Consider the following 22,929-nt stretch of genomic DNA (forward strand, 5'->3'; position numbering starts at 1 on the left):
GTGGCGATCGGGCGCACCGGGCCGTAACGTGCCCGACATGGCCTTTCGGACGTGGGGCAGACTGCTGCTCACGGCACTCGGGGTGAGCGTACTGGCCGGGGCCGGTCAGCTCGGCATCGCGTACGGCTTCGGCATCGTCCGGCTCACCGGCGCCTTCACCGACGTCAACCGGTGGCCGGCCCAGCTCGCCTGGGTCGGCTGGTTCGCGGTGACCGCGGCCGTGGTCGGCGCCGTGCTGACCGGACGCCTCGCCCGGCGGGAGGGCCTGCCGGACGGCACCGGCGTCCAGCTGGCCGTCTCCGGCGCCGCCGCGCTCGGCGCCGTCGTCGTCGCCCCGCTCTGCATGCAGCCCGCCCGGGCCGCCGAGCTGAGCACCATCGACCCGGTCTGGGCGGTCGGGATCTGCGCTGTGGTCGGCGCGGTGGTCGGCGCGGGCGCCGCGTCGGCCGTGCTGCTCCGCCCGCCGCTGGGCTGGAACGTCGCCATCATCACCGGCGCGGTCTGGCTGATCGCCCTGGTCTCCGCGACGCCGGCGCTGCTGTCCGGCGGGCCGCTGCACACCGTACGTCTCGGGGTGCTGGAACCCTCCTGGCTGGACGCCGACGCCGCGCAACGGCTGACGATCGTCGTGCTGCCCCTGGTGGCCCTGGTGGCCGGCGCGGTGACCGGTGGGCTGGCCCGCCGGCGCGGGCACGTCCCGCTGATCGCCGCCGCCGCGGGAGCGGCCGGCCCGGTCCTGCTCGCCTTCGCGTACCTCACCGCCGGCCCCGGCGACCCGGCCGACCGCTACCAGCTCGCCCCGTACTACGGCGCGCTGATCGCGGTGGCGGCCGGCGCGCTCGGCTCGGCCGCCACCGCCCTGCTGCGCTGGCCGCTCCTGCCGGCCCGGGACACCGCCCAGGACGCCATCGAGCCCAGCGACATCCTGGCCCCCCTGCCGGCCGTGCCCTCGCCGGTGTCGCCGGCAGGTGCGGGCGCGCGGTCGGCCGCCGGTACGGCGGACAGCCCCAGCACCGTCGACCTCTCCGGTGCCGTCGGGGCCACCGGCCACACCCCGGCCCACTGGGACTGGCCCGCCCCGTCCACCCACACGGCGACCCCCGCGCCCGGTGCGCCGCCGGCCGCGGTGCCCGCCCCCGCCACGTGGAAGCGCGGCGACGTGGTGGCCGCTGGCCCCACGCCGATGGGTCCGCTCACCGCCGCCAGCGGGCAGCGGCCCGACCGGACGTGGACGCCGGAGCCGTTCCCGACTCCGACCCCGTCGCCGGCTGACGCTCCGGACGGGGCCGCTGTAGCGACTCGGGAGACGGTGCAGGACCAGGCTTCGGCCGTCCAGGGTCGGGTGCCGGAGGCCGCCCCGGCCGCCGCTGGGGCACCGACCCCCGCTGCGGGCCGCGCGGACGCAGCGCCCCCGACCCCGACACGGGGGCAACCTGTGACCCCGGCCTCGACCCCTGCTCCGGTCCCGGCCCCAGCTTGGGTCCCGGCCCCAGCTTCGGCCCCGGCCCCGGCCCCGGCTGCGGCTGCGGCTGCGGCCCCGGCTCCGGTCCCGGTCCCGGTCCCGGTCCCGGCTCCGGTCCCGGCTTCGGCTCCTTCTCCGGCCCAGGCTCCGGCTCCGGCGGAGCAGCCCGCGCCGGCCCGCGTTCCGGCGGTCGCCTCCGCTCCCGTTGCAGACGACGCCCCGCCGGCTCAGCAGGCCGACCACGCCGAGCCGGCTCAGCCGGCCGAGCAGCCCGAGACTCCCCGGGCGGAGACCGCGCCGAAGCCCCGGGCGAAGCGGGTCCGCAAGCCCCGGGCGACCGCCGCCGCCACCGGCACTCCACCGTCCGAGGTCGAGCCGGCACCGGCCGGGCCCACCGTCGCCGCCCCCTCCGTGGCCGCCCCCTCCGTGGTCGGGCCGGCGGCACCCGCAGCCGCCGCGCAGGAGGACCGGTCCGGCGACAGCGCACCGCCGTCTAACGGAAGCACCGCACCGCCCCCGAAGCGGAGCACCGCACCGCCGCCGAACCGGACCACCCCGCGGGTCACCGGGGACACCGCGCCGGCAGCCACCCGGGACACCGCTCCCGCAGCCACCCGGGACACGGAGCCGGCAGCCGCCGGGGACGCCGCCCCGACGGCGACCGGGCCGGCCAACGGCATCGCCGACCGGACGTCCGGCGTCCTCCGGCACACCCCGCCGGTCCCCACCGAGTCGACGCCCCGCCCGCGCCACCGGCTGCCCGACCTGAGCAGCGCCGGCAACTGGGACGCCTTCGCGGGATCCCGGACCACCCCGCCGCCGGCGGCGCTGCCTTTCCCGGATCCCGGCACGGATCCGGAGTCGACGCCCGAACCGGTCAGCCTGCGCTGGGACACCGACGCCCCCGCCCCGGACCGGAACGCCGAGCCGTCCCGCCCGTCGGCACCCGACGGCGGGGAGCCGCCGGCCGGGAAGCCCCGGGGCAAGCGCGGGCTGTTCCGCCGCAATCGGGCCCGCGTCGCCGAGCAGGAGCCCGCGAGCGTCCCGGCCGAGCCGCTGGCGACCCAGGACGAGGAGTACGTGGACTGGGTCACCGGGTTGAGCCAGCCGGTGGCGGACAACGAGCCGGAGACGGAGACCGCCCGCCGCTCGCTGCGCTCCACCGGCCGGCACCACCGGGACTGACCAGGTCGGACGCGCGAACGGGCCGCCGGTGTCGCCACCGGCGGCCCGTGCCGTCGACGGGTCGGGTCAGGCCAGCGGCAGGTACACCCGGCCGCCGCCGGAGAGGAACTCCTCCGACTTGTCCTTCATGCCGCGCGCCGCGTACTCCTTCAGCTCCTGGGTGATCTTCATGGAGCAGAACTTCGGCCCGCACATCGAGCAGAAGTGGGCGGTCTTCGCCGGTTCGGCGGGGAGCGTCGCGTCGTGGTACGCCCGCGCGGTCTCCGGGTCCAGCGCCAGGTTGAACTGGTCCTCCCAGCGGAACTCGAACCGGGCCTTGGAGAGCGCGTCGTCCCACGCCTGCGCGCCGGGGTGGCCCTTGGCCAGGTCCGCCGCGTGGGCCGCGATCTTGTACGCGATGACGCCCGCCTTCACGTCGTCCCGGTCCGGCAGGCCCAGGTGCTCCTTCGGGGTGACGTAGCAGAGCATCGCGGTGCCGAACATGCCGATCATCGCGGCGCCGATGGCCGAGGTGATGTGGTCGTACGCGGGCGCGATGTCGGTGGTCAGCGGGCCGAGCGTGTAGAACGGGGCCTCGTGGCACCACTCCTGCTGGAGGTCCACGTTCTCCTTGATCTTGTGCATCGGCACGTGACCCGGGCCCTCGATCATCACCTGGACGTCGTACTCCCAGGCGATCTTCGTCAGCTCGCCGAGGGTACGCAGCTCGGCGAACTGCGCCTCGTCGTTGGCGTCCGCGATCGAGCCGGGCCGCAGCCCGTCGCCGAGCGAGAAGGTGACGTCGTACTTCGCCAGCAGCGAGCACAGCTCGCGGAAGTTGGTGTAGAGGAAGTTCTCCTCGTGGTGCGCCAGGCACCAGGCCGCCATGATCGAGCCACCCCGGGAGACGATCCCGGTGACCCGGTCGACGGCGAGCGGCACGTACGGCAGCAGCACCCCGGCGTGCACGGTCATGTAGTCGACGCCCTGCTCGGCCTGCTCGATCACCGTCTCCCGGAACACCTCCCAGCTCAGCTTCACCGGGTCGCCGCCGACCTTCTCCAGCGCCTGGTAGATCGGCACGGTGCCGATCGGCACCGGGGAGTTCCGCACGATCGCCTCGCGGGTCTCGTGGATCCGCTTGCCGGTCGACAGGTCCATCACCGTGTCGGCGCCCCACCGGGTGGCCCAGGTCAGCTTCTCCACCTCCTCGGCGACCGAGGAGGTGACCGCCGAGGTGCCGATGTTGGCGTTGACCTTGACCAGGAAGGCCTTGCCGATGATCGCCGGCTCGCACTCGGGGTGGTTGACGTTGAGCGGCAGCACCGCCCGCCCGGCGGCGATCTCGTCCCGGACCAGCTCCGGCGGGACGCCCTCGCGGAGCGCCACGAACTCCATCTCCGGGGTCACCACGCCCGCCCGGGCGTAGGCGAGCTGGGTCGGCCGCTTCCCCTCCGTCCCGGCCAGCGGCGTCCCCGCGCCGCGCACGGGAGCGACATCCCCCCGGGAGGCGATCCACGGCCCGCGCAGCGGCGGCAGCCCCACCTCCGGGTCGGAGCCCGGTCCGGAGGTGTCGTAGAGGCGTACCGGCGGGTTGTCCCCGGTCAGCTCCACCTCGGCGAACGGCACCCGGACGTCCGGCCGGGGCCCCTCGACGTAGACCTTGCGACGTGCCTGCATGACAGCCTCCCTGATGGTCAACGGGACCAGCCGAAGTGGTCCAGTGGGCCGCGTCCCGCGCCCAGCTCCCAGTCCCGCGCGCCGGTCAGCGCGCGGGTGACGTACTCCTTGGCGGCGGCGACCGCGACCGGTACCGGATCACCGGCCGCCAGCCGGACGGCGATCGCCGCCGAGAACGAACAGCCGGTGCCGTGGCTGTGCCGGGTCGCCACCCGGGGCGCCCGGAGCAGGGTGGTCCGGCCCGCACCGACCAGCACGTCGACGGACTCGCCGCCGGCGTCCACGTCGCCGCCGGTCACCACCACGTGCGCCGGGCCGCCGGCCGCGAGGGCCTCGGCCGCCGCGACCATCTCCTCGACCGTGGTCACCGGGCGTCCGGTGAGGGCCGCGGCCTCCGCGCAGTTCGGCGTCGCCACCTCCGCGTACGGCAGCAGCCGCTCCACCGCCGCCACCACGCCGAGCCGGTGTCCACTGGTGGCGACCAGCACCGGGTCGACGACGAGGTGCGGCAGGCGTCCCGCCCCGGCCGCCCCAGCCACCGCGTCGGCGACTGCCGGGGTGCCGAGCATGCCGGTCTTCACCGCCCGCACCCGGAAGTCGGCGAGGACGCTGTCGAGCTGCTCGGTGACGGTGCGCGGGGGCAGCGGCAGGACGGCGTCCACGCCCCTGGTGTTCTGCGCGGTGACGGCGGTGAGCACGCTGGTGCCGTACGCGCCGAGGGCGGCGAAGACCTTGAGGTCGGCCTGGATGCCCGCTCCCCCGCCGGAGTCGGATCCGGCGATGGTGAGGAGCGTTCTCGGCGTCACTGGTGTCCTCTGGTTGCGGTGGGGGGTTGCGGGGTGGGCGACACCGGGGTGGCCGCCTCCGCGAAGGCGCTGCCCAGCGTGGCGGCGGCCTCGGTGGCGTCGGCGGCTCGCATGATCGCGCCGAGCACCGCCACCCCGACGGCTCCGGCTTCGACGCAGGCCGTCACGTGCTCCGGTGTCTCCACTCCCCCGAGCGCGAGGACCGGGACCAGGCTGAGCCGGACCAGCCGGGCGAGCCCGTCGGGGTGCAGGGGTGGGCCGTAGCCGGGTTTGGTGCGGGTGGGGAAGACCGGCGAGAGGGTGACGTAGTCCTCGGTGGTGAGCCGGCTCAGCTCCGTCTCGTCGTGGCAGGAGCGGCCGACCAGGCCGAGTCGCGGCGGCGGGTACGGGCCGGCGGCCGGCAGGTGGACGGCGTCGCCGCCGAGCGGGTCGGGGCCGGCGACGACCAGGGTGCCGCCCACCTCGGCCAGGATCGGCCGCAGCGCGGCGGCGAGGGCGGCGCGTTCGGCGCGCGGCAGGTCCTTCTCCCGCAGCACCACCACCCGTGCTCCCCCGGCGACCGCCGCCGCGACCACCTCCGGCAGCGGCTGCCGTGCCTGCCACCGGTCGGTGAGCACCACCAGTCCCGAGGGCGCCGCCCGCCCGACGGGCCACCCCGTGCCGGCTCGCCGCGCGACCGTGAGCTGCTCGATCGCGGTCACAGCTCGGGCCTGCCCTGGTCCGGGGTGGAGGCGAGGGCGTGGAAGCGACGGGCGATCCGCCCGGCCCCGTACGCGAGCCGGCCGGCCTCGACGGCGTACCGCATCGCGGTGGCCATCGCGACCGGGTCGGCGGCCCGGGTGACGGCGCTGGCCAGCAGCACCGCGTCGCAGCCCAGCTCCATGGCGAGCGCCGCGTCGGACGCGGTGCCGATCCCGGCGTCGAGGATCACCGGCACGTCCACGCCCTGCCGGATCAGCCGGATGTGGTGCGGGTTGCTGACGCCCAGCCCGGAGCCGATCGGCGCGCCGGCCGGCATCACCGCGGCGCAGCCGACGTCGGCCAGCCGGCGGGCGAGGATCGGGTCGTCCGAGGTGTACGGCAGCACGGTGAACCCGTCGGCGACCAGCTCCTCGGCGGCGCGCAGCAGCTCCACCCCGTCGGGCAGGAGGGTGCGCTCGTCGCCGATCACCTCCAGCTTCACCCACTCGGTGTCGAACGCCTCCCGGGCCAGCTGGGCGACCTTCACCGCCTCGCCGGCCGTGTAGCAGCCGGCGGTGTTCGGCAGCAGCCTCACCCCGCACCGGTCGAGCAGGTCGAGCAGCCCGCCGGCGGTGCCGGGGGCGGTGTCGACGCGGCGCAGCGCGAGGGTGACCAGCTCGGTGCCGGCGGCGCGGATCGCCTGTTCCAGCACGTGCAGGTTGGCCGCGCCGCCGGTGCCGAGGATCAGCCGGGACCCGAACGTCTCGCCGGCGATGGTGAGGGTCACCGCGCTCACCCGCCCTGGGCGGCGCTGAGCACCTCGACCCGGTCGCCGTCGCGCAGCACGGTCGCCGGCCAGCCGCCGCGCGGCACCACCTCGCCGTTGACCGCGACCGCCAGGCCGCGCCGCTGGTCGGTGACCGCGCGGACCAGGTCCGCCACTGTCGAGCCGCCCGGCAGGTCGCGCCCGGCGCCGTTGACGGTCAGTTCCACGTCTCCTCCTCGGTGACGGATGTGGGCGGGGTCGGGCGGGCGGCGGCCGCGAACCGGTCGGCGCGGAAGGGGGCGAGCAGCGGGTCCGGTTCGCCGCCGACGACCAGCCCGGTGATCAGGTCGGCGGTGACCGGGGTGAGCACGATGCCGTGCCGGTGGTGGCCGGTGGCGGCGAGCACGCCGGGCCGCCCGGGCAGCGGCCCGAGCATCGGCGCGTTGTCCGGGGTGCCGGGGCGCAGCCCGGCGGACGCCTCGACCAGGTCGTACTCGGCCAGCTCGGGGACCAGGTCGACGGCGGCGCGGAGCAGCCGCAGCACCGCCCCGGCGGTCACCTCGGTGTCGGCGCGCTCCTCGACGGTCGCCCCGACCACCACCTCGCCGGTGTCCCGGGGCACCAGGTAGACCGACTCGCCGTCGGCGTACCCCCGGATCACGTGCCGGAAGCCCGGCGCGCCGCGGCCGGGCGCGCGGAGCCGGAGCACCTGCCCCTTCACCGGCCGGACCGGCAGTCCGGCCAGCGCGGCGCTCCCGCAGCCCGCCGCGAGCACGGTGACGGCCGCGTCCACGTCGGAGAGTCGGGCGACCGCGCCGGGCAGCAGCGTGACGCCGGCCCGCTCGGCGGCGGTCCGCAGCGCGGCGACCAGCCGCCGAGGGTCGACCTGGTGGTCGCCGGGGGCGACCGCGCCGCCGCGCAGCCGCGGCGCCAGCGCCGGCTCGCGCTCCCGCAGCTGCGAGGGGCGCAGCGGCGTGATCGGCAGCCCCAACCCCTGCTGGTACGACCAGAGCCGCCGCGCCTCGGCCAGGTCGTCGGCGGTCAGCCCGACCACCATGGTGCCCTCGGTGCGGTACCCGAAGTCCGTGCCGGCGGCCTCGGCCAGCTCGGCGGCGAACCCCGGCCAGCGGGCGGCGGAGTCGGCGAGCAGTCCGGTCAGCTCGGGCTCCCCGAAGTACGCCTCGGCGACCGGCGACAGCATCCCGGCGGCCACGTGGGAGGCGCCGGAACCCGGGGCGGGATCGTGCACGACGACCCGTAGCCCGCGCGCCGCGCAGCGCCACGCGATCGCCAGCCCGACCGGTCCCGCCCCCACGATGGCGACGTCCGGTCGGGTCAGCACGTCAGCGCCCCGAGCAGGACGGCGGTGGCTCTTCCCGGGTCCGCCGCTCCCGACAGCGCCCCGACCACCGCCACCCCGTACGCCCCGGCGGCCCGCAGCGCCGACACCGACCCGGCGGTCACCCCGCCGATCGCGATGACCGGCACGGGCACGGCCTCGGCGACGGCGCGTACCCCAGCCGGGCCGATCGGATCGGGCAGGCCGGTCTTGGTGCTGGTCGGGTGGCACGGCCCGACGCCCAGGTAGCTGGCTCCGGCGGCGACCGCAGCGGCGGCGGCCACCGGTTCCCGGGCGGTCGCGCCGAGCACCGCTCCGGTGCCGAGCACCCGGCGGGCCGCCCCGACCGGCAGGTCGTCGGCGCCGACGTGGCCGCCGTCGGCGCCGACCGCGAGCGCCACATGCAGCCGGTCGTTGACCAGACAGGTCGCCCCGTACGGCGCGCAGAGCGCCACCACCCGCCGGGCCAGGTCGTACGCCTCCCGGTCGGTGGCGGCGTCCTCGACCCGGACCTGGACGACCAGCTCGGCGCGGGCCACCGGCAGCGCGGCGCGCAGCACGGCGAGCGGGTCACGCCCCGGCCGGGTGTCGGTGATCAGATGCAGTCGTCCGAGGGACGGCACGGCAACACTCCTCCCTGCGCCGGCATTACCCGGATCAGGTTCAACGGTCGGGGGCTTCAGCCCCCCTCTCAGCCCGGTGCACCGGGCTCCCGTGGGTCACTTGCGGCATACCGTACGACGGATGCGGCGGATTCGCCAAGGGCGGGGGTGCGCTTTTCCCACTGACCGTCTCATGTCGACGTCATGGGCAGCGCGTCACCGTCCACTCACGCCATGCTGTCCGGATGCCCTCGGCCGCCCGCGTTCCCCGCGGTCTGGCGTTCCTGCCGTTTCGGGCGCCCGGCGGACGTTGACACGGCGGCGGGCTGCGCGGGCATGGCCCGGCGAGTGGAACACCAGGGCCGTCGAACGGGCCGGATGACGTACCTGGTGTTCCACTCGCCGCGGCGGCAGCGAGGGGTGCGGCGGGTCAGAGAATGGCGTCGAGGGCGGCGAGATCCTCGTCGGTGGGCTGCCAGGTGCCCGCCTCGGCGTTGGCGCGTACCTGCTCGGGCGTGGTGGCGCCGGCGATCACCGACGTCACCGCGGGTCGGGCGGCCAGCCCGCCGATGGCCACCTGGAGCATGGTGACCCCGCGCTCGGCGGCGTACGCCTCGATCGCCTCAATGGTGTCCCAGTCCGCGGCGGCGAGGCGGGCGGCGTACCGGCCGCCGCCGGAGAGCCGGCTGCCGGCGGGCGGGGCCTCGTTGCGCCGGTACTTGCCGGTGAGCAGGCCGTTGGCGAGCGGGAAGAACGGCAGCATGCCGAGGCCGAACCGCTCGCAGGCCGGGATGACCTCGGTCTCGACCGAGCGCTCCAGCAGCGAGTAGTGGTTCTGCGCGCTGATGAACCGGGCCCGGCCGTTGGACGAGGCGACCCAGTCGGCGTCGGCGATCTGCCAGCCGGCGAAGTTGGAGTTGCCCAGGTAGCGGACCTTGCCCGCGCGGACCAGGTCGTCCAGGGCGGCCAGCGTCTCGTCGATCGGTGTGCCCGGGTCGGGCTCGTGCAGCTGGTACAGGTCGATGTGGTCGGTGCCGAGCCGGCGCAGCGACGCCTCGACGGCCCGGGCGATGTAGCGCCGGGCGCCCCGGGCACCGAAGTCCGGCCCGTTGAGGCCGTTCATGTCCATGCCGAACTTGGTGGCCAGCACCACGTCGTCGCGGCGACCCTTGAGCGCCTGGCCGAGCAGTTCCTCGGAGCCGCCCTGGGGCTCGCCGTAGATGTCGGCGGTGTCGAAGAAGGTGATCCCGGCGTCGAGCGCGGCGTCGACCACCGCCCGGGTGGCGTCGAGGTCCAGCTTGCGGCCGAAGTTGTTGCAGCCGATGCCGACCACGGACACCACGAGCCCGGAGTCGCCCAGCCGGCGGTAGTTCATCTCAGTCACGAGATCCACCCTATGCCGGCCCGACGTCCGCCACGGGCGCAGCCGGCCGCCGCCCGGCAAGCGCCGCCCGACGCAGGCCCGTATCCGGGCTCCCCGACGCCAGCGATTCGTTCACGTCATCAAGTTCGTAGCGTCCGCGCCAACCCCCGGCCCCGCCCCGAGCCGGAACCGTGGGCACTCAGCCGAGCACGTCGGCGACCAGCTCACGAGCGGCGCCGATCGCGACGGCCAACTCCTCCGGGGTACGCCCCACCCCACCGAGCAGCGCCTGCGCCCGCCGCGCGAAGTCGGCCGGCGCGCCGGGCAGCCGACCGGCCGCGGCGACCATGCCCTTCTCGTTGACCAGGTCAGCTCACCGGTTTGGTCACCACCCAGCACCGGCAGAGCTCCACCTCCCCGGCGTAGGCGTGCGAGTAGAAGCCGAGCGGATGCCCAGCCTGCACGCCGACGGAGTACCGGCCGGCGCGGCAGTCGGCCCACACCTGGCGTACCCGGTCCAGGTCGCGGTAGATCCGGCTGCCGCCGAGCGCCACCGCGACCACCCCGTCGACCGCGCAGAGGCGGTCGACCAGCGCGGGACCGATCACTTCACGTCCCACACCGGCTCGTTCGTCTCCACCACCTCGCCGTCGCCGCGGAAGAGCACGAACCGGTCGAACGATCGGGTGAACCACCGGTCGTGGGTGACCGCGACCACCGTGCCCTCGAACGCGGCCAGCCCCGCCTCCAGCGCCTCGGCGGAGGCCAGGTCAAGGTTGTCGGTCGGCTCGTCGAGCAGCAGCAGCGTCGCCCCGGAGAGCTCCAGCAGCAGCACCAGGAAGCGGGCCTGCTGGCCGCCGGAGAGGGTGCCGAAGCGCTGGTCGCCCTGGCCGGCCAGCTCGTACCGGCTGAGCGCCGCCATCGCCGCGTGCCGGTCCATCCCGTCCCGGTGCTCGTCGCCCCGCCAGAGGATGTCGACCAGGGTCTTCGCCATCAGCTCGGGGCGGTCGTGGGTCTGCGAGAAGTGCCCGGGGCGGACCCGCGCGCCGAGCCGGGCCACCCCGTCGTGACTCACCGGGGGGAGCGCCGCGGCGCCGTCGACGGGGCCGTTGGCCGGGTCCGGGTCGGTGCCACCCCGGGCCAGCAGCCGCAGGAAGTGCGACTTCCCCGTTCCGTTCGCGCCCAGCACGGCGACCCGGTCGCCGTACCAGAGTTCCAGGTCGAAGGGGTAGGTCAGGCCGTCGAGCTCCACCTGCTGGCAGATGACCGCGCGCTTGCCGGTCCGCCCGCCGGACAGGCGCATCCGGATGTCCTGGTCCTTCGGGGGTACGGGCGGCGGCCCGGCCTCCTCGAACTTGCGCAGCCGGGTCTGCGCCGCCTGGTACCGCGACGCCATCCCGTCGTTGTACGCCGCCTTCTGCTTGTACATCAGCATCAACTCGCGCAGCTTCTGGTGCTCCTCGTCCCACCGCTTGCGCAGCTCGTCGAGGCGGGCGTGGCGGGCCACCCGGGCCTCGTGCCAGCTGGCGAAGCCGCCCGGGTGCACCCAGGCACTGCCACCCTCGACCGCGACCACCCGGTCGGCGGTACGGGCCAGCAGCTCCCGGTCGTGGGAGACGTAGAGCACCGACTTGCCGGACTCGCGGAGCCGGTTCTCCAGCCAGCGCTTGCCGGGCACATCCAGGAAGTTGTCCGGCTCGTCGAGGAGCAGCACCTCATCGCCGCCGCGAAGCAGCAGCTCCAGGGCGAAGCGCTTCTGCTGGCCGCCGGAGAGGGTCCGGACGGGACGGTCCCGGGCGGCGTCCCACGGCAGGTCGAGCACGATGGTGGTGACGGTGTCGAAGAGCACCTCGACGTCGTACCCGCCGGCCTCGCCCCAGGCGGCCAGCGCGTCCGCGTACGCCAGCTGGGCCTTGCCTGCGGCGGTGCTGAACTTGCCGCGCAGCTCGGTCGCCCGCATGGCCGCCTCGGTGTCGGCGAGCCGGCGGCCGGCGTCGCGCAGCGCCGGCGGGGCGAGCGAGAGGGCCAGGTCGGCGAGGGTGGACTCGTCGCCGATCATGCCGATGAACTGCCGCATCACGCCCAGCCCGCCGGCGCGGGCGACCACGCCGGTCTTCACCGGCAGGTCGCCGGCGACCATCCGCAACAGGGTCGTCTTCCCGGCGCCGTTCGGGCCGACCAGGGCCACCTTGGCGCCCTCACCGACCCGGAACGACACGTCGGCGAAGAGTTCCCGACCGTCGGGCAGGATGTGCCCGACCCCTGCCACGTCCACGTATCCCACCCGGGCATCCTGCCGGAGCGGGCCGGCCGGGCGACACTCGTTTACCGGGTGACCCGCAGCACCCGGTAGCCCTTCTGGCTGGCGCGCCGCTCGACCTGCCAGCCCTCTTCGGTCAGCCAACGGTGCAGCGAGTCGCCGCCCAGGTGCCGGGCCACCACCAGCCAGGCGGCGCCGTCCGGGGCGAGCCGGGGCAGCCAGCGGCGCAGCAGCTCGTGCAGTTCCGCCTTGCCGATATGGATCGGCGGGTTGGACCAGATCTCGGCGAAGGAGACGTCGGCGGGCACGTCGTCGGGGGCGACGGCGCGGACCCGGTCGGCGGCGCCCACCCGCCCGGCGTTCGCGGCGGTCAGGGCGCGGGCCCGTTCGTTGACGTCCACCGCCCACACCGTCGCGGCGGGCGCGACGTCGGCCAGCACGCAGCTGATCGGGCCGAAGCCGGAGCCGATGTCGAGCAGGTTGCCGGTGGCGCCGGCGGGCAACTCTGCCTTGCGCAGCAGGACCGCGGTGCCCGGGTCGAGCCGGGCGGCGGAGAAGACGCCACTGGAAGAGGCGAGGGTGTAGTCGCGCCCCGCGACGGAGAACTCGACCTCGCGCGGGCGGGCCGCGACGGTCGGTTCAGCGGTGAAGTAGTGGTCGCCGGTCACGTCCGGCATTCTCCCACCAGCGGGTGAGTGACTCGCTGCCGCCTCGGCCGGAGGGCGCGACGCGCCGCGCGCCGCAATTTCCCATTATTACCCTCTAAAGGGACAATGGGCCCTACTCTGGGCGACATGGTGTATCGGTACGAGTCCGATGAGGACGTATTCGCGGAGTACCCTCCGCCCGGCTCGGAGCTGTCGGAGCTGCCCGTCGGTCCGCCCCGGCCGGCCGGGCCCTCCCCGTCCCGCTTCCCCACCCCGTCGCTGCCGCGCAGCGTGCCGCCGCCGCCCCTCCCGGCCGCCGATCCCATCCCGGTCCACTCGTCCGTCCAGGCCCCACCGCCGCCCCCCACCCACGAGTACGCCCCGACCGAGCCACTCGACCTGCCCCGCCCCCGCCGCACCGCCCCCGAGTCGCGGGGCGGCCGGCTCTGGCAGGTGCTCGTCGGCGGCGCGGCGGTGCTGGCGCTCCTCGGGCTCTGCGGCATCGGCGCCGCCGCCCTGCTGGTCGACCGCTCGTCGAACGACCCGGCCGTGGAGGACACCCAGCAGGCCGCGCCCGCCGAGCAGCCCAGCGCCGCGGACCCCTCGGCCGGCCCGGCGCAGCAGGATCTCGACTCCCGGGACACCGACCAGCAGCCGCTGACCGCCGCGGAGGTGTTCCCCGGCCGCAAGCTGGTGGTCGCCGACGGCCAGCCCGCCTACGAGGTGCTGAAGACCCAGTCCGGCGGGGCCTGCGCGGTCGCCGCCACCGGGGAGATCTCCGACCTGCTGGTCCGGCTCGGGTGCAGCCAGGTGGTCCGGGCCACGCTCCGCTCCCCTGACGGGCAGTACCTGATCACCGCCGGCCTGTTCAACCTCACCGACGTGGCCAGCGCCCAGCGGGCCCGGGACCGGATCCGGCAACTGCTCGACGCGCGGCAGGGCCGCTTCCGCGGCATGCCCGCCGACGACGACACCGGCTCGATCGCCACCGCCGCCGCCCGGGTCGGCTGGCAGGTACGCGGCCACTACATCGCCTACTGCCTGGTCACCCGCGCCGACAGCGGCGCGGTGGCAGCCGGCGACAGCGCGGTCCGCGGGATCATCTACGACCTGATCGAGCGGCACCTGAACCGGGGCGTGCTCGACCGGCGGGCCGATGTCGGCAGCGTCGTACAGCCCGGCGCCCAGCCGTCCGCGGCGAGCACCAGCCCCAGCCAGCGCCGCACCACCGGCAGCGACAGCCCGGACGACACGAACACCAACGAGCTGCCCGGCAACTGACCGGCGGGCCTGGTCGTGTTCAGGACTCGGTGGGCACCCGCAGCCGGCGGGTGAGGTCGGCGCGGCGGGCGTACTCCGCCGGGTCGTCCGGATAGCCCACGGCGACCAGGGTGAGCCCGTGCGCCGGCGCCACGGTCACCTCGCTGGAGCGTTCCCGGCGGGTGAGCAGGGTCGCCGGCCACTCGACCGGCTTGCGGCCGTCCCCGGCCACCAGCATCGCCCCGACCAGGCTGCGCACCATCGCCTGGCAGAACGCGTCGGCCTGCACGGTGGCGACGAGGATGCCGTCCGGGTCGCGCCGCCAGTCCAGCCGGCTCACCGCGCGCAGCGTGGTGGCGTTCTCCTTGCGCCGGCAGTACGCGGCGAAGTCGTGCTCCCCCACGAGGCCGGCCGCGGCGGCGTTCAACGCGGCCAGGTCCAGCGGCTTCGGCCAGGCGAGGGTGTCGTGCCGGCGCAGCGGCTCGGTGCCCCACGGCGCGTCGGTCACCCGGTACTCGTAGCGGCGGAACGTCGCCGAGAAGCGGGCGTCGAAGTCGGGGGGCACCTCGGTCATCGCCCGGACCCGCACGTCGGTGGGGAGCAGCCGGGCCAGCCGGCGCAGCAGCCGCCCGTCGTACTCGCGCCACACCGGGTCGGGCAGGTCGAGGTGGCAGACCTGCCCGGTGGCGTGCACCCCGGCGTCGGTGCGGCCGGCCACCGTCAGTCCGGTCACGGTGCCCGCCCCGAGCACCAGGTCGAGCGTCTCCACCAGGACCCCGGCGACGGTGCGCCGGGTCGGCTGGGCGGCCCAGCCGGAGAAGCCGGTGCCGTCGTACGAGACGTCCAGCCGTAGCCGGATCCGCTCGTCCACCTCGTACCTCCCGTTCAACGGCGGCGGGCCCGGCACCCCACGGGGGATGCCGGGCCCGACGACGGTGCCTGTGCTCAGGCCTTGTTCTCGGTGTTCTCGGTGGCCTCGTCGCTGTCCTCGCGGGCGGCGTCGGTGTCACCGGAGGCCGAGACCGGGGCCTCGGAGTCCTGGTCGGCCGGGGCCGACTCCGGGGTCTCCTCGGCCGGGGCCAGCGCCTCGACCTTGTCCTGCTGGGCGGTCTTGCGGGCGGCCGTCTTCTTGTTCGCCTTCGGCTCGGCGACCTGCAGTTCCTCGACCAGCTCGATGATGGCCATCGGAGCGGCGTCACCCTTGCGCGGACCGGTCTTCACGATCCGGGTGTAGCCACCGTTGCGGTTGGCGTACCGGGGCGCGATCTGGTCGAACAGGGCGTAGACCACGTCCTTGTCCTTCACGACGCCCAGCACCCGACGCCGCGCGGCGAGGTCGCCCCGCTTGGCCTTGGTGATGAGCTGCTCGGCGAGCGGACGCAGCCGCCGGGCCTTCGTCTCGGTGGTCTTGATCTTGCCGTGCTGGAACAGCGCAGTGGCCAGGTTGGCCAGCATCAGCCGCTCGTGCGCGGGGCTGCCGCCGAGGCGGGGGCCCTTGGTGGGCGTGGGCATGCTTGGTGCTCCTCAGGTGTGGCGGCAGCGCGGACTAGAGCTGCTCGGTCTCGCGGTAGTCGTCGGTGTCGTAGTCGGCCTCGCCGAAGGCGTCCACGACGTTCGCCGGGTCGAAGTTGGGAGCCGAGTCCTTCAGCCCCAGACCCATTCCGGCGAGCTTCATCTTGACCTCGTCGATCGACTTCTGACCGAAATTCCGGATGTCGAGGAGGTCGGCCTCGGTGCGCCCGATCAGCTCACCAACGGAGTTGATGCCCTCGCGCTTGAGGCAGTTGTAGGAGCGGACGGTGAGGTCCAGCTCCTCGATCGGCAGGGCCAGGTCCGCCGCCAGCTGGGCGTCCTGCGGGGACGGCCCGATGTCGATGCCCTCGGCGGTCTCGTCCAGCTCCCGGGCCAGGCCGAAGAGCTCCACCAGCGTCGAGCCGGCGGAGGCCAGCGCGGTACGCGGGCCCATCGACGGCTTGGTCTCGACGTCGATGATCAGCCGGTCGAAGTCGGTCCGCTGCTCGACCCGGGTCGCCTCGACGCGGTACGTCACCTTGAGCACCGGCGAGTAGATCGAGTCGACCGGGATCCGGCCGATCTCGGCGCCGGCCTGCTTGTTCTGCGCCGCCGTGACGTAGCCGCGGCCCCGCTCGACGGTCAGCTCCATGTCGAGCCGGCCCTTGCCGTTGAGGGTCGCGAGCTTCAGGTCCGGGTTGTGCACCGAGACGCCGGCCGGGGGCTGGATGTCACCCGCGGTCACGTCGCCCGGGCCCTGCTTGCGCAGGTACATGCTGACCGGCTCGTCGTGCTCGGAGCTGACGCAGAGCTCCTTGATGTTCATGACGAGCTCGACCACGTCCTCCTTGACCCCGGGGATCGTGGTGAACTCGTGCAGCACACCGTCGATCTTGATCGAGGTGACCGCGGCACCCGGGATGGACGACAGCAGCGTGCGCCGCAGCGAGTTGCCCAGGGTGTAGCCGAAGCCGGGCTCCAGCGGCTCGATGGTGAACCGGGAACGGGTCTCGTTGATCGACTCTTCGGAGAGAGACGGTCGCTGGCTGATGAGCATTTCTTCTCTTCTCTTCCGGGACGCCCGCTATTTGACGTCCACGACACAAACTGTTCCGGTGGCCCGCCCCGGAGGGCGGGCCACCGCAACGAGCCCTTACTTGGAGTAGAGCTCGACGATCAGCTGCTCCTGGACCTGCGTGTCGATGACCTGCCGGGCCGGGAGCGAGTGCACGAGGATCTTCATCTGGCTCGGGATGGCCTCGAGCCACGCCGGAACCGATCGCGAACCGGCCTGAGCCTGCGCCACCACGAACGGGGTGAGCTCCTTGCTCTTGCCCCGGACCTCGATGATGTCGTGCTCCTTGACGCGGTACGACGGGATGTCGACCTTCTTGCCGTTCACCGTGAAGTGACCGTGCTTGACCAGCTGGCGGGCCTGGTCCCGGGAGCTGGCGTAGCCGGCCCGGTAGACCACGTTGTCCAGCCGCGACTCGAGGATCTGCAGGAGGACCTCACCGGTCTTCGCCTGCTTGCCCACGGCCTCTTCGTAGTACCCGCGGAACTGCTTCTCCAGCACGCCGTAGACACGACGGGCCTTCTGCTTCTCACGGAGCTGGAGCAGGTACTCCGTCTCCTTCGTGCGGCCGCGGCCGTGCTGCCCGGGCGGGAACGGCCGGGACTCGAACGGGCACTTCGGACCATCGCACTTGCTGCCCTTGAGGAACAGCTTCATCTTCTCCCGCCGGCAACGGCGGCAGTCAGCACCGGTATAACGAGCCATTTCTCTCTAACCTCTCAGACCCGACGACGCTTCGGCGGACGGCACCCGTTGTGCGGCTGCGGGGTGACGTCGGCGATCTGGCCGACCTCGAGGCCCACGGCCTGCAGCGAGCGGATGGCGGTTTCCCGGCCGGAGCCGGGGCCCTTGACGAACACGTCGACCTTGCGCATGCCGTGCTCCATGGCCCGCCGCGCGGCGGCCTCGGCGGCCAGCTGCGCGGCGAACGGAGTCGACTTGCGGGAGCCCTTGAAGCCAACCTGGCCGGCGGAGGCCCAGGAGATGACCGCACCGGTCGGGTCCGTGATGGACACGATGGTGTTGTTGAAGGTGCTCTTGATGTGCGCCTGCCCGTGGGCGACGTTCTTGCGTTCCTTGCGCCGGACCTTCTTGACAGCGGCTCCGGCACGAGCCTTCGGTGGCATAAGTCTGTGCGCTCCTAGTTACTTCTTGCCGGGCTTCTTCTTGCCGGCGACGGTCCGCTTCGGGCCCTTCCGGGTCCGCGCATTGGTCTTGGTCCGCTGGCCACGCACGGGCAGGCCCCGGCGGTGCCGGATGCCGGCGTAGCAGCCGATCTCGACCTTGCGGCGGATGTCAGCGGCGACCTCGCGGCGCAGGTCGCCTTCAACCTTGTAGTTGCCCTCGATGTGGTTGCGGAGCTGGACCAGCTCCTCATCCGTGAGGTCACGGGCGCGCTTGTCCGGCGAGATGCCGGTGGCGGCCAGGGTCTCCAGGGCGCGGGTACGACCGACCCCGAAGATGTAGGTGAGCGCGATCTCCATCCGCTTCTCGCGGGGGAGATCCACGCCGACTAGACGTGCCATGTGCGGGCGTACTCCTCGTGATGTGTGGCGGAGGTGTGGACCCGTCCCATCCCGCTACCGATCGTCCCGTCCTTCCGGCGCTGTGTGCGCCGGCGACCGGGGTCGATCGCTGCCCGAGCGGGCCCCGGCCTCCGACCGGGGGTCAACCACGATTGAGTACGCGCTGCGTACCGCTCGCGGCTGGGACGAGCTGGTGAGATGTGTCGAGATCTGCTGCCGGGACCTGTTCCGCCGGCCGCTCGTCGCGGTCGGCGGGACTGTGTCAGCCCTGGCGCTGCTTGTGGCGCGGGTCGGTGCAGATGACCATGACCCGTCCGTGCCGGCGGATCACCCGGCACTTTTGGCAGATCCTCTTGACGCTCGGCTTGACCTTCACGGTTGCCTTACTTCCCATCTGGCCCGGAGACGCGACGACTCGCGACACCGGACGTCGAAGACGGACACGGGGACGTCCCGGCCGCCGTCAGGCTTACTTGTAGCGGTAGACGATGCGCCCGCGGGTCAGGTCGTACGGCGATAGTTCGACGACGACCCGGTCTTCCGGCAGGATGCGGATGTAGTGCTGCCGCATCTTGCCGCTGATGTGAGCCAGCACCTTGTGACCGTTCGCGAGCTCCACCCGGAACATGGCGTTCGGCAGGGGCTCGATGACCCGACCCTCGATCTCGATGGCTCCGTCTTTTTTCGGCATGTCCTCCGCTGTCCTGACGTCGGTTACTCCGGACGGCTCACAACGTCTTACACGGGCAATCTGACCAAGATCAGAGAACCCGCGCCAGCCGCGGCTCCGACTCCCACCGAAGCGCAGGATGGGCATGCCGGAGTGGACGCTGTGCGCCGATCTGAAAGTGTACGCCCGCCTGCGGTCCGTCGCCAAACCGGCCACCCCGCGCGTCACCCGCGCCGGAAAAACCGGACAGCCGCCCCACCGGGAACGCCCTCACCACCCGCCGGTACGCCGCTTCCGCCGGGCCCGGCGCCGTGCGTCCCGCCCGACGGTCCGCCGCCGCGCGACCGCTCCGCGCGCCCGCCCTCCGGCGTCGCGCCGCGAATCCCCGGAGGCGAGCCCGCCGGCGGTGCGCAGGAGCAGCAACGCCCCCCACGGCCCGAGCACCCAGACCGGCCAGAAGAAGCCGATCTCCCGCCTGCCGACCGCGCCGATCAGCCAGATCGCGGCGAGGATGGCCGCCACCCGCAGCCAGGGCGCCCACACCTCGGTGAGCCAGCCACGCGGATCCCCGGCCACCGGCCGGTCCGCGCCGGCCGTCCCGCTCGCGGCCGCCGCCTCCAGCGGCGCTGCCGGCACCGGTCCCCCGGTGTCCGGGCCGCTGGTGTCCAGTCCGCCGGGGCCGGTCTGGCGCGGGGCGAGGGCGGAGCGCTCCGCCGACGCGGGCGCGGGCAGGTCGCCCACCACCGCGTCCAGTTCCCCGTAGGTCTTCGCCTCGTACGCCAGCCGCAGGCGCTCGTCGTACTCGTGCAGATCGAGCCGGCCCTCGTCGACGGCGACCCGGAGCTGTTCCGCCACCGCCTGGCGGTCGGCGTCTCCCGCCCGCATCCGGTCCCGCGCCTCCATGACGGCAAGCATGCCACCGGGCCGCCAGTGCCCACCGCCCTACGATCCGGACCACCAGGCAGGATCCGCCTGACCGGGTTGGGTCACGGCCGGGTTGGGTCACGGCCGGGCCGGGTCACGGCCGGGCTGTCCGACGAACCGGACGGGGCGGGCTCAGGCCGCCGGGGAGTCGGCCGGCTGGCGGGAGGTGACCAGGTCACCCAGGCGGGCCCGGCCGCCGTCGAACGCGGTCAGCACCCAGACGCCGTCCTTCAGCAGGGCCATCGAGTGCTCGACGTGCACCGCCATCGACCGGTCGCGGGTGACCACGGTCCAGCCGTCGGAGAGCTCGACCGTCCGGGGCGAGCCCATGGTGATCATCGGCTCGATCGCCAGCGCCAGGCCGGGCACCAGCCGCGGCCCCTTGCCCGGGCGGCCGTGGTTGAGCACGTGCGGGTCCTGGTGCATCTCGGTGCCGATGCCGTGCCCGCCGTAGCCGTCGACGATGCCGTACCGGCCGCCCTTGCGGACCGCGGTCTCCACCGCGTGCGAGATGTCGGTGAGGCGCCCCTTGCCGCTGGCGGCGCCGCGCGCGGCGGCGGCGATGCCGGCCCACATCGCGTCCTCGGCGACCGCGGCCATCTTCAGCAGCGAAGGGTCGACCTCGCCCACTCCGACGGTGATGGCGGCGTCGCCGTGCCAGCCGTCGAGGATCGCGCCGCAGTCGATCGAGACCAGGTCGCCGTCGCGGAGCACCTGCCCCGACGACGGGATCGCGTGCACCACCTGCTCGTTGACCGAGGAGCAGATCGAGGCGGGGAACCCGTGGTAGCCCTTGAACGAGGGGACGGCCCCGGCCTCCCGGATCGTCGACTCGGCGATCGCGTCGAGGTCGGCGGTGCTCACCCCGGGCGCCACCGCCTCGCGCATCCGACGCAGGGCCTCGGCGACCACCAGGCCGGCGGCCCGCATCTTCTCGATCTGGTCGGGGGTCTTCAGCTGGATGTCCAGCTGGGGACGGCGCATGGAGCGGTACCTTTCGTTGCCGAACAGCGAACAGCGGGGCACGTCTCGCGTACCCCGCTGTTCGCACTCTATCCGCCGGATACCCGGCGGTCAGTCACCCGCCGTACGACCGGAGTGCGTCTATGGCGCGGACCGTGACGTCCTCCACCGGCCCGGTGGCGTCGATCCCGACCAGCTTGCCCTGGGCGCCGTAGTAGTCGACCAGCGGAGCGGTCTTCTCGGCGTACTCCCGCAGGCGAGCGGCGATGGTCTCCGGCTTGTCGTCGTCCCGCTGGAACAGCTCCGCGCCGCAGCGGTCGCAGATGCCCTCACGGGTCGTCGCGTCGAACTCGACGTGCCAGATCTTGCCGCAGCCCCGGCAGGTACGCCGGCCGGAGAGCCGCCGGATCACCTCGTCGTCGTCGACCACCAGTTCCAGGACCAGGTCCAGCGCCGTGCCCAGGTCCGCGAGGAGCTTGTCGAGCGCGGCCGCCTGCGGCGTCGTCCGGGGGAAGCCGTCGAGGAGGAAGCCCTCGCTGGCGTCCGGCTCGGCGAGCCGATCCCGGACCATGTTGATGGTGACCTCGTCCGGGACCAGCTTGCCGGCGTCCATGTACCGCTTGGCCTCGACCCCCAGGGGCGTGCCCTGGGAGACGTTGGCCCGGAAGATGTCCCCGGTCGAGATCTTCGGCACCGAGAGGTGGGCGGCGATGAACTCCGCCTGTGTGCCCTTGCCCGCGCCCGGCGGGCCAACCAGAACGAGTCGCATCTACCGCAGGAACCCTTCGTAGTTCCGCTGCATGAGTTGGCTCTCGATCTGCTTCACGGTCTCCAGACCGACGCCGACCATGATGAGCACAGCGGTGCCGCCGAACGGGAAGTTCTGGAACTGCTGACTGTTCAGCCAGATGAAGAAGAAGTTCGGCAGGATCGCGACGATGCCCAGGTAGAGCGCGCCCGGCAGGGTGATCCGGCTGAGGATGAAGTCGAGGTACTCGGCGGTCGGCTTGCCGGGGCGGATGCCCGGCACGAAGCCGCCGTACTTCTTCATGTTGTCCGCGACCTCGGTCGGGTTGAACGTGATCGACACGTAGAAGTACGTGAAGAAGATGATCAGCAGGAAGTAGATGGCGATGTGCTCGGGCGCGCTGGCCTTCACGATGTGGTTCGTGATCCAGGCCTGGGTCTTGCCCGGGTTGGTCTGGTCGAAGAACTGCAGCGCCAGCTGCGGCAGGTAGAGCAGCGACGAGGCGAAGATGACCGGGATGACGCCGGCCTGGTTCACCTTGAGCGGGATGTAGGTCGAGGTGCCGCCGTACATCCGCCGGCCGATCATCCGCTTGGCGTACTGCACCGGGATCCGGCGCTGCGCCTGCTCGATGAAGCAGACCGCCGTGATGACCAGCAGGACCAGGACGAGCACCAGGAAGAACTTGGCCCAGCCCTCGTTGGTCTTGATCTTCCAGCCCTCGCTGGGGAGGCGCGCGGCGATCGAGGTGAAGATGAGGACGGACATGCCGTTGCCGACGCCGCGGTCGGTGATCAGCTCACCGAGCCACATCACCATGCCGGTACCGGCGGTCATCGTCATGACCAGGATGCTCAGCGTCAGCCAGTTCGGGATCCCGGTCCCCTCGGGGATGATCGGGAACTGGTCGCAGCGGTTCTGGAAGAGCTGCCCGGAGCGGGCCAGCGCCACGAAGGCCGACGACTGGAGAATGCCCAGGCCGAGGGTCAGGTAGCGGGTGTACTGGGTGATCTTCGCCTGGCCGGCCTGGCCCTCCTTGCGGAGCTGCTCCAGCCGCGGGATGACCACCGTGAGCAGCTGCAGGATGATCGACGCGGTGATGTAGGGCATGATGCCCAGCGCGAAGACCGAGAGCTGCAGCAGCGCGCCGCCGGAGAACAGGTCCAGCAGGTTGAGCACACCGGTGTTCTGACCCTGCAGCGAGTCGAGGCACTTCTGCACGTTGCCGTACGAGACGCCGGGGCTGGGCAGAGTGGCGCCGAGCCGGTAGACCGCGATGATGCCTACTGTGAACAGCAGCTTCTTGCGCAGGTCAGGCGTACGGAACGCACTGAGAAAGGCGGACAGCAACTTCTTCCTCCTGCGCGAGGCGGGCCGCCGGTGATCCCTGGCGGGTCGGGGTGGGTGCCGGGCGAGTGCCCGATATCCATAGCTGGGATGGGACTCTAACAGCCCGCTCCCGCTCCGGGCAGACGTGCCCG

26 protein-coding genes and 1 riboswitch are annotated in these 22,929 nt (G+C 73.5%); of the genes, 2 read left to right on the top strand and 24 right to left on the bottom strand.

The genetic code is table 11. From position 1 onward, the window contains the following. Positions 1 to 37 precede the first annotated feature (37 nt). Positions 38 to 2,647, top strand: coding sequence for a hypothetical protein (locus tag V6U81_RS12330; RefSeq protein WP_334488216.1), 2,610 nt, complete (start codon positions 38 to 40; stop codon positions 2,645 to 2,647). A 66-nt stretch (positions 2,648 to 2,713) separates the two neighbouring features. Here V6U81_RS12330 and thiC read toward each other — a convergent pair whose 3' ends face one another. The 12 genes from thiC to V6U81_RS12390 all read right to left on the bottom strand — a co-directional run bounded on the left by thiC (position 2,714) and on the right by V6U81_RS12390 (position 12,791). After that, positions 2,714 to 4,306 carry a phosphomethylpyrimidine synthase ThiC gene (thiC, locus tag V6U81_RS12335; RefSeq protein ID WP_334488219.1) on the bottom strand — a complete coding sequence of 531 codons (1,593 nt, stop codon included), beginning with the start codon at positions 4,304 to 4,306 and terminating at the stop codon, positions 2,714 to 2,716. A 17-nt stretch (positions 4,307 to 4,323) separates the two neighbouring features. Next, positions 4,324 to 5,112, bottom strand: coding sequence for a bifunctional hydroxymethylpyrimidine kinase/phosphomethylpyrimidine kinase (gene thiD / locus V6U81_RS12340; RefSeq protein WP_334488222.1), 789 nt, complete (start codon positions 5,110 to 5,112; stop codon positions 4,324 to 4,326). Beyond that, positions 5,109 to 5,804, bottom strand: coding sequence for a thiamine phosphate synthase (locus tag V6U81_RS12345; protein ID WP_334488451.1), 696 nt, complete (start codon positions 5,802 to 5,804; stop codon positions 5,109 to 5,111). The genes thiD and V6U81_RS12345 overlap by 4 nt, the downstream gene beginning before the upstream one ends. A 5-nt stretch (positions 5,805 to 5,809) precedes the next feature. Continuing rightward, positions 5,810 to 6,589, bottom strand: coding sequence for a thiazole synthase (locus tag V6U81_RS12350; RefSeq protein ID WP_420884012.1), 780 nt, complete (start codon positions 6,587 to 6,589; stop codon positions 5,810 to 5,812). After that, a complete protein-coding gene (thiS, locus tag V6U81_RS12355) occupies positions 6,586 to 6,786 on the bottom strand; it encodes a sulfur carrier protein ThiS (protein ID WP_334488228.1) in 201 nt (66 codons plus the stop codon). The genes V6U81_RS12350 and thiS overlap by 4 nt, the downstream gene beginning before the upstream one ends. Further along, positions 6,777 to 7,901 carry a glycine oxidase ThiO gene (gene thiO, locus V6U81_RS12360; RefSeq protein WP_334488231.1) on the bottom strand — a complete coding sequence of 375 codons (1,125 nt, stop codon included), beginning with the start codon at positions 7,899 to 7,901 and terminating at the stop codon, positions 6,777 to 6,779. The genes thiS and thiO overlap by 10 nt, the downstream gene beginning before the upstream one ends. Further along, a complete protein-coding gene (gene thiE, locus V6U81_RS12365; protein ID WP_334488233.1) occupies positions 7,895 to 8,521 on the bottom strand; it encodes a thiamine phosphate synthase in 627 nt (208 codons plus the stop codon). Before thiE ends, thiO begins: the two co-directional genes overlap by 7 nt. Next, a riboswitch (TPP riboswitch) is annotated at positions 8,516 to 8,624 on the bottom strand. Its footprint overlaps the gene before it by 6 nt. 306 nt (positions 8,625 to 8,930) lie before the next feature. Further along, complete coding sequence (locus tag V6U81_RS12370) at positions 8,931 to 9,893, bottom strand: aldo/keto reductase (protein ID WP_334488235.1); 963 nt, start codon at positions 9,891 to 9,893, stop codon at positions 8,931 to 8,933. Positions 9,894 to 10,062: 169 nt separating this feature from the next. Further along, positions 10,063 to 10,212, bottom strand: a complete 150-nt coding sequence (locus tag V6U81_RS12375) for a hypothetical protein (protein ID WP_334488237.1) — start codon at positions 10,210 to 10,212, stop codon at positions 10,063 to 10,065. 19 nt (positions 10,213 to 10,231) lie between these two features. After that, the gene (locus V6U81_RS12380) at positions 10,232 to 10,483 is read right to left on the bottom strand and encodes a hypothetical protein (protein WP_334488240.1); all 252 of its coding nucleotides are present in this window, start codon (positions 10,481 to 10,483) and stop codon (positions 10,232 to 10,234) included. Further along, complete coding sequence (locus V6U81_RS12385) at positions 10,468 to 12,147, bottom strand: ABC-F family ATP-binding cassette domain-containing protein (protein ID WP_334488243.1); 1,680 nt, start codon at positions 12,145 to 12,147, stop codon at positions 10,468 to 10,470. Before V6U81_RS12385 ends, V6U81_RS12380 begins: the two co-directional genes overlap by 16 nt. A 41-nt stretch (positions 12,148 to 12,188) precedes the next feature. Further along, positions 12,189 to 12,791 carry a class I SAM-dependent methyltransferase gene (locus V6U81_RS12390; RefSeq protein ID WP_334488453.1) on the bottom strand — a complete coding sequence of 201 codons (603 nt, stop codon included), beginning with the start codon at positions 12,789 to 12,791 and terminating at the stop codon, positions 12,189 to 12,191. Between the two features lie 126 nt (positions 12,792 to 12,917). Between V6U81_RS12390 and V6U81_RS12395 the strand changes: the two genes are divergently transcribed. Continuing rightward, positions 12,918 to 14,051: a hypothetical protein gene (locus V6U81_RS12395; protein ID WP_334488246.1), complete on the top strand. Its 1,134-nt coding sequence runs from the start codon at positions 12,918 to 12,920 to the stop codon at positions 14,049 to 14,051. Positions 14,052 to 14,070: 19 nt separating this feature from the next. Here the strand turns inward: V6U81_RS12395 and truA are convergent, their stop codons facing one another. The 12 genes from truA to secY all read right to left on the bottom strand — a co-directional run bounded on the left by truA (position 14,071) and on the right by secY (position 22,798). Continuing rightward, the gene (truA, locus tag V6U81_RS12400) at positions 14,071 to 14,901 is read right to left on the bottom strand and encodes a tRNA pseudouridine(38-40) synthase TruA (protein WP_334488248.1); all 831 of its coding nucleotides are present in this window, start codon (positions 14,899 to 14,901) and stop codon (positions 14,071 to 14,073) included. A 74-nt stretch (positions 14,902 to 14,975) separates the two neighbouring features. Then, positions 14,976 to 15,542, bottom strand: coding sequence for a 50S ribosomal protein L17 (gene rplQ, locus V6U81_RS12405; RefSeq protein ID WP_334488251.1), 567 nt, complete (start codon positions 15,540 to 15,542; stop codon positions 14,976 to 14,978). Positions 15,543 to 15,576: 34 nt separating this feature from the next. Then, positions 15,577 to 16,599 carry a DNA-directed RNA polymerase subunit alpha gene (locus tag V6U81_RS12410; protein WP_117665116.1) on the bottom strand — a complete coding sequence of 341 codons (1,023 nt, stop codon included), beginning with the start codon at positions 16,597 to 16,599 and terminating at the stop codon, positions 15,577 to 15,579. A 96-nt stretch (positions 16,600 to 16,695) separates the two neighbouring features. Next, positions 16,696 to 17,322: a 30S ribosomal protein S4 gene (rpsD, locus tag V6U81_RS12415; protein WP_334488256.1), complete on the bottom strand. Its 627-nt coding sequence runs from the start codon at positions 17,320 to 17,322 to the stop codon at positions 16,696 to 16,698. Between the two features lie 14 nt (positions 17,323 to 17,336). Next, entirely contained in the window at positions 17,337 to 17,744 is a 408-nt protein-coding gene (rpsK, locus tag V6U81_RS12420; RefSeq protein ID WP_030329919.1) for a 30S ribosomal protein S11, read from the bottom strand. A gap of 18 nt (positions 17,745 to 17,762) precedes the next feature. Next, complete coding sequence (gene rpsM / locus V6U81_RS12425) at positions 17,763 to 18,143, bottom strand: 30S ribosomal protein S13 (protein WP_130340099.1); 381 nt, start codon at positions 18,141 to 18,143, stop codon at positions 17,763 to 17,765. Positions 18,144 to 18,405: 262 nt separating this feature from the next. Continuing rightward, positions 18,406 to 18,519: a 50S ribosomal protein L36 gene (gene rpmJ, locus V6U81_RS12430; RefSeq protein ID WP_334488266.1), complete on the bottom strand. Its 114-nt coding sequence runs from the start codon at positions 18,517 to 18,519 to the stop codon at positions 18,406 to 18,408. 93 nt (positions 18,520 to 18,612) lie between these two features. Then, positions 18,613 to 18,834 carry a translation initiation factor IF-1 gene (gene infA / locus V6U81_RS12435; RefSeq protein WP_007073013.1) on the bottom strand — a complete coding sequence of 74 codons (222 nt, stop codon included), beginning with the start codon at positions 18,832 to 18,834 and terminating at the stop codon, positions 18,613 to 18,615. Positions 18,835 to 19,083: 249 nt separating this feature from the next. Then, positions 19,084 to 19,716, bottom strand: coding sequence for a DUF1707 SHOCT-like domain-containing protein (locus V6U81_RS12440; protein ID WP_334488269.1), 633 nt, complete (start codon positions 19,714 to 19,716; stop codon positions 19,084 to 19,086). A 153-nt stretch (positions 19,717 to 19,869) separates the two neighbouring features. Continuing rightward, complete coding sequence (gene map, locus V6U81_RS12445; protein WP_334488271.1) at positions 19,870 to 20,721, bottom strand: type I methionyl aminopeptidase; 852 nt, start codon at positions 20,719 to 20,721, stop codon at positions 19,870 to 19,872. 94 nt (positions 20,722 to 20,815) lie between these two features. Beyond that, positions 20,816 to 21,469 carry an adenylate kinase gene (locus tag V6U81_RS12450; RefSeq protein ID WP_073834919.1) on the bottom strand — a complete coding sequence of 218 codons (654 nt, stop codon included), beginning with the start codon at positions 21,467 to 21,469 and terminating at the stop codon, positions 20,816 to 20,818. Continuing rightward, on the bottom strand, positions 21,470 to 22,798 hold the full coding sequence (gene secY / locus V6U81_RS12455; protein WP_334488281.1) for a preprotein translocase subunit SecY: 1,329 nt from the start codon (positions 22,796 to 22,798) through the stop codon (positions 21,470 to 21,472). Positions 22,799 to 22,929 lie beyond the last annotated feature (131 nt).

Origin of the sequence: Micromonospora lacuserhaii, assembly GCF_036902735.1 — a bacterium.
Lineage (GTDB): Bacteria > Actinomycetota > Actinomycetes > Mycobacteriales > Micromonosporaceae > Micromonospora.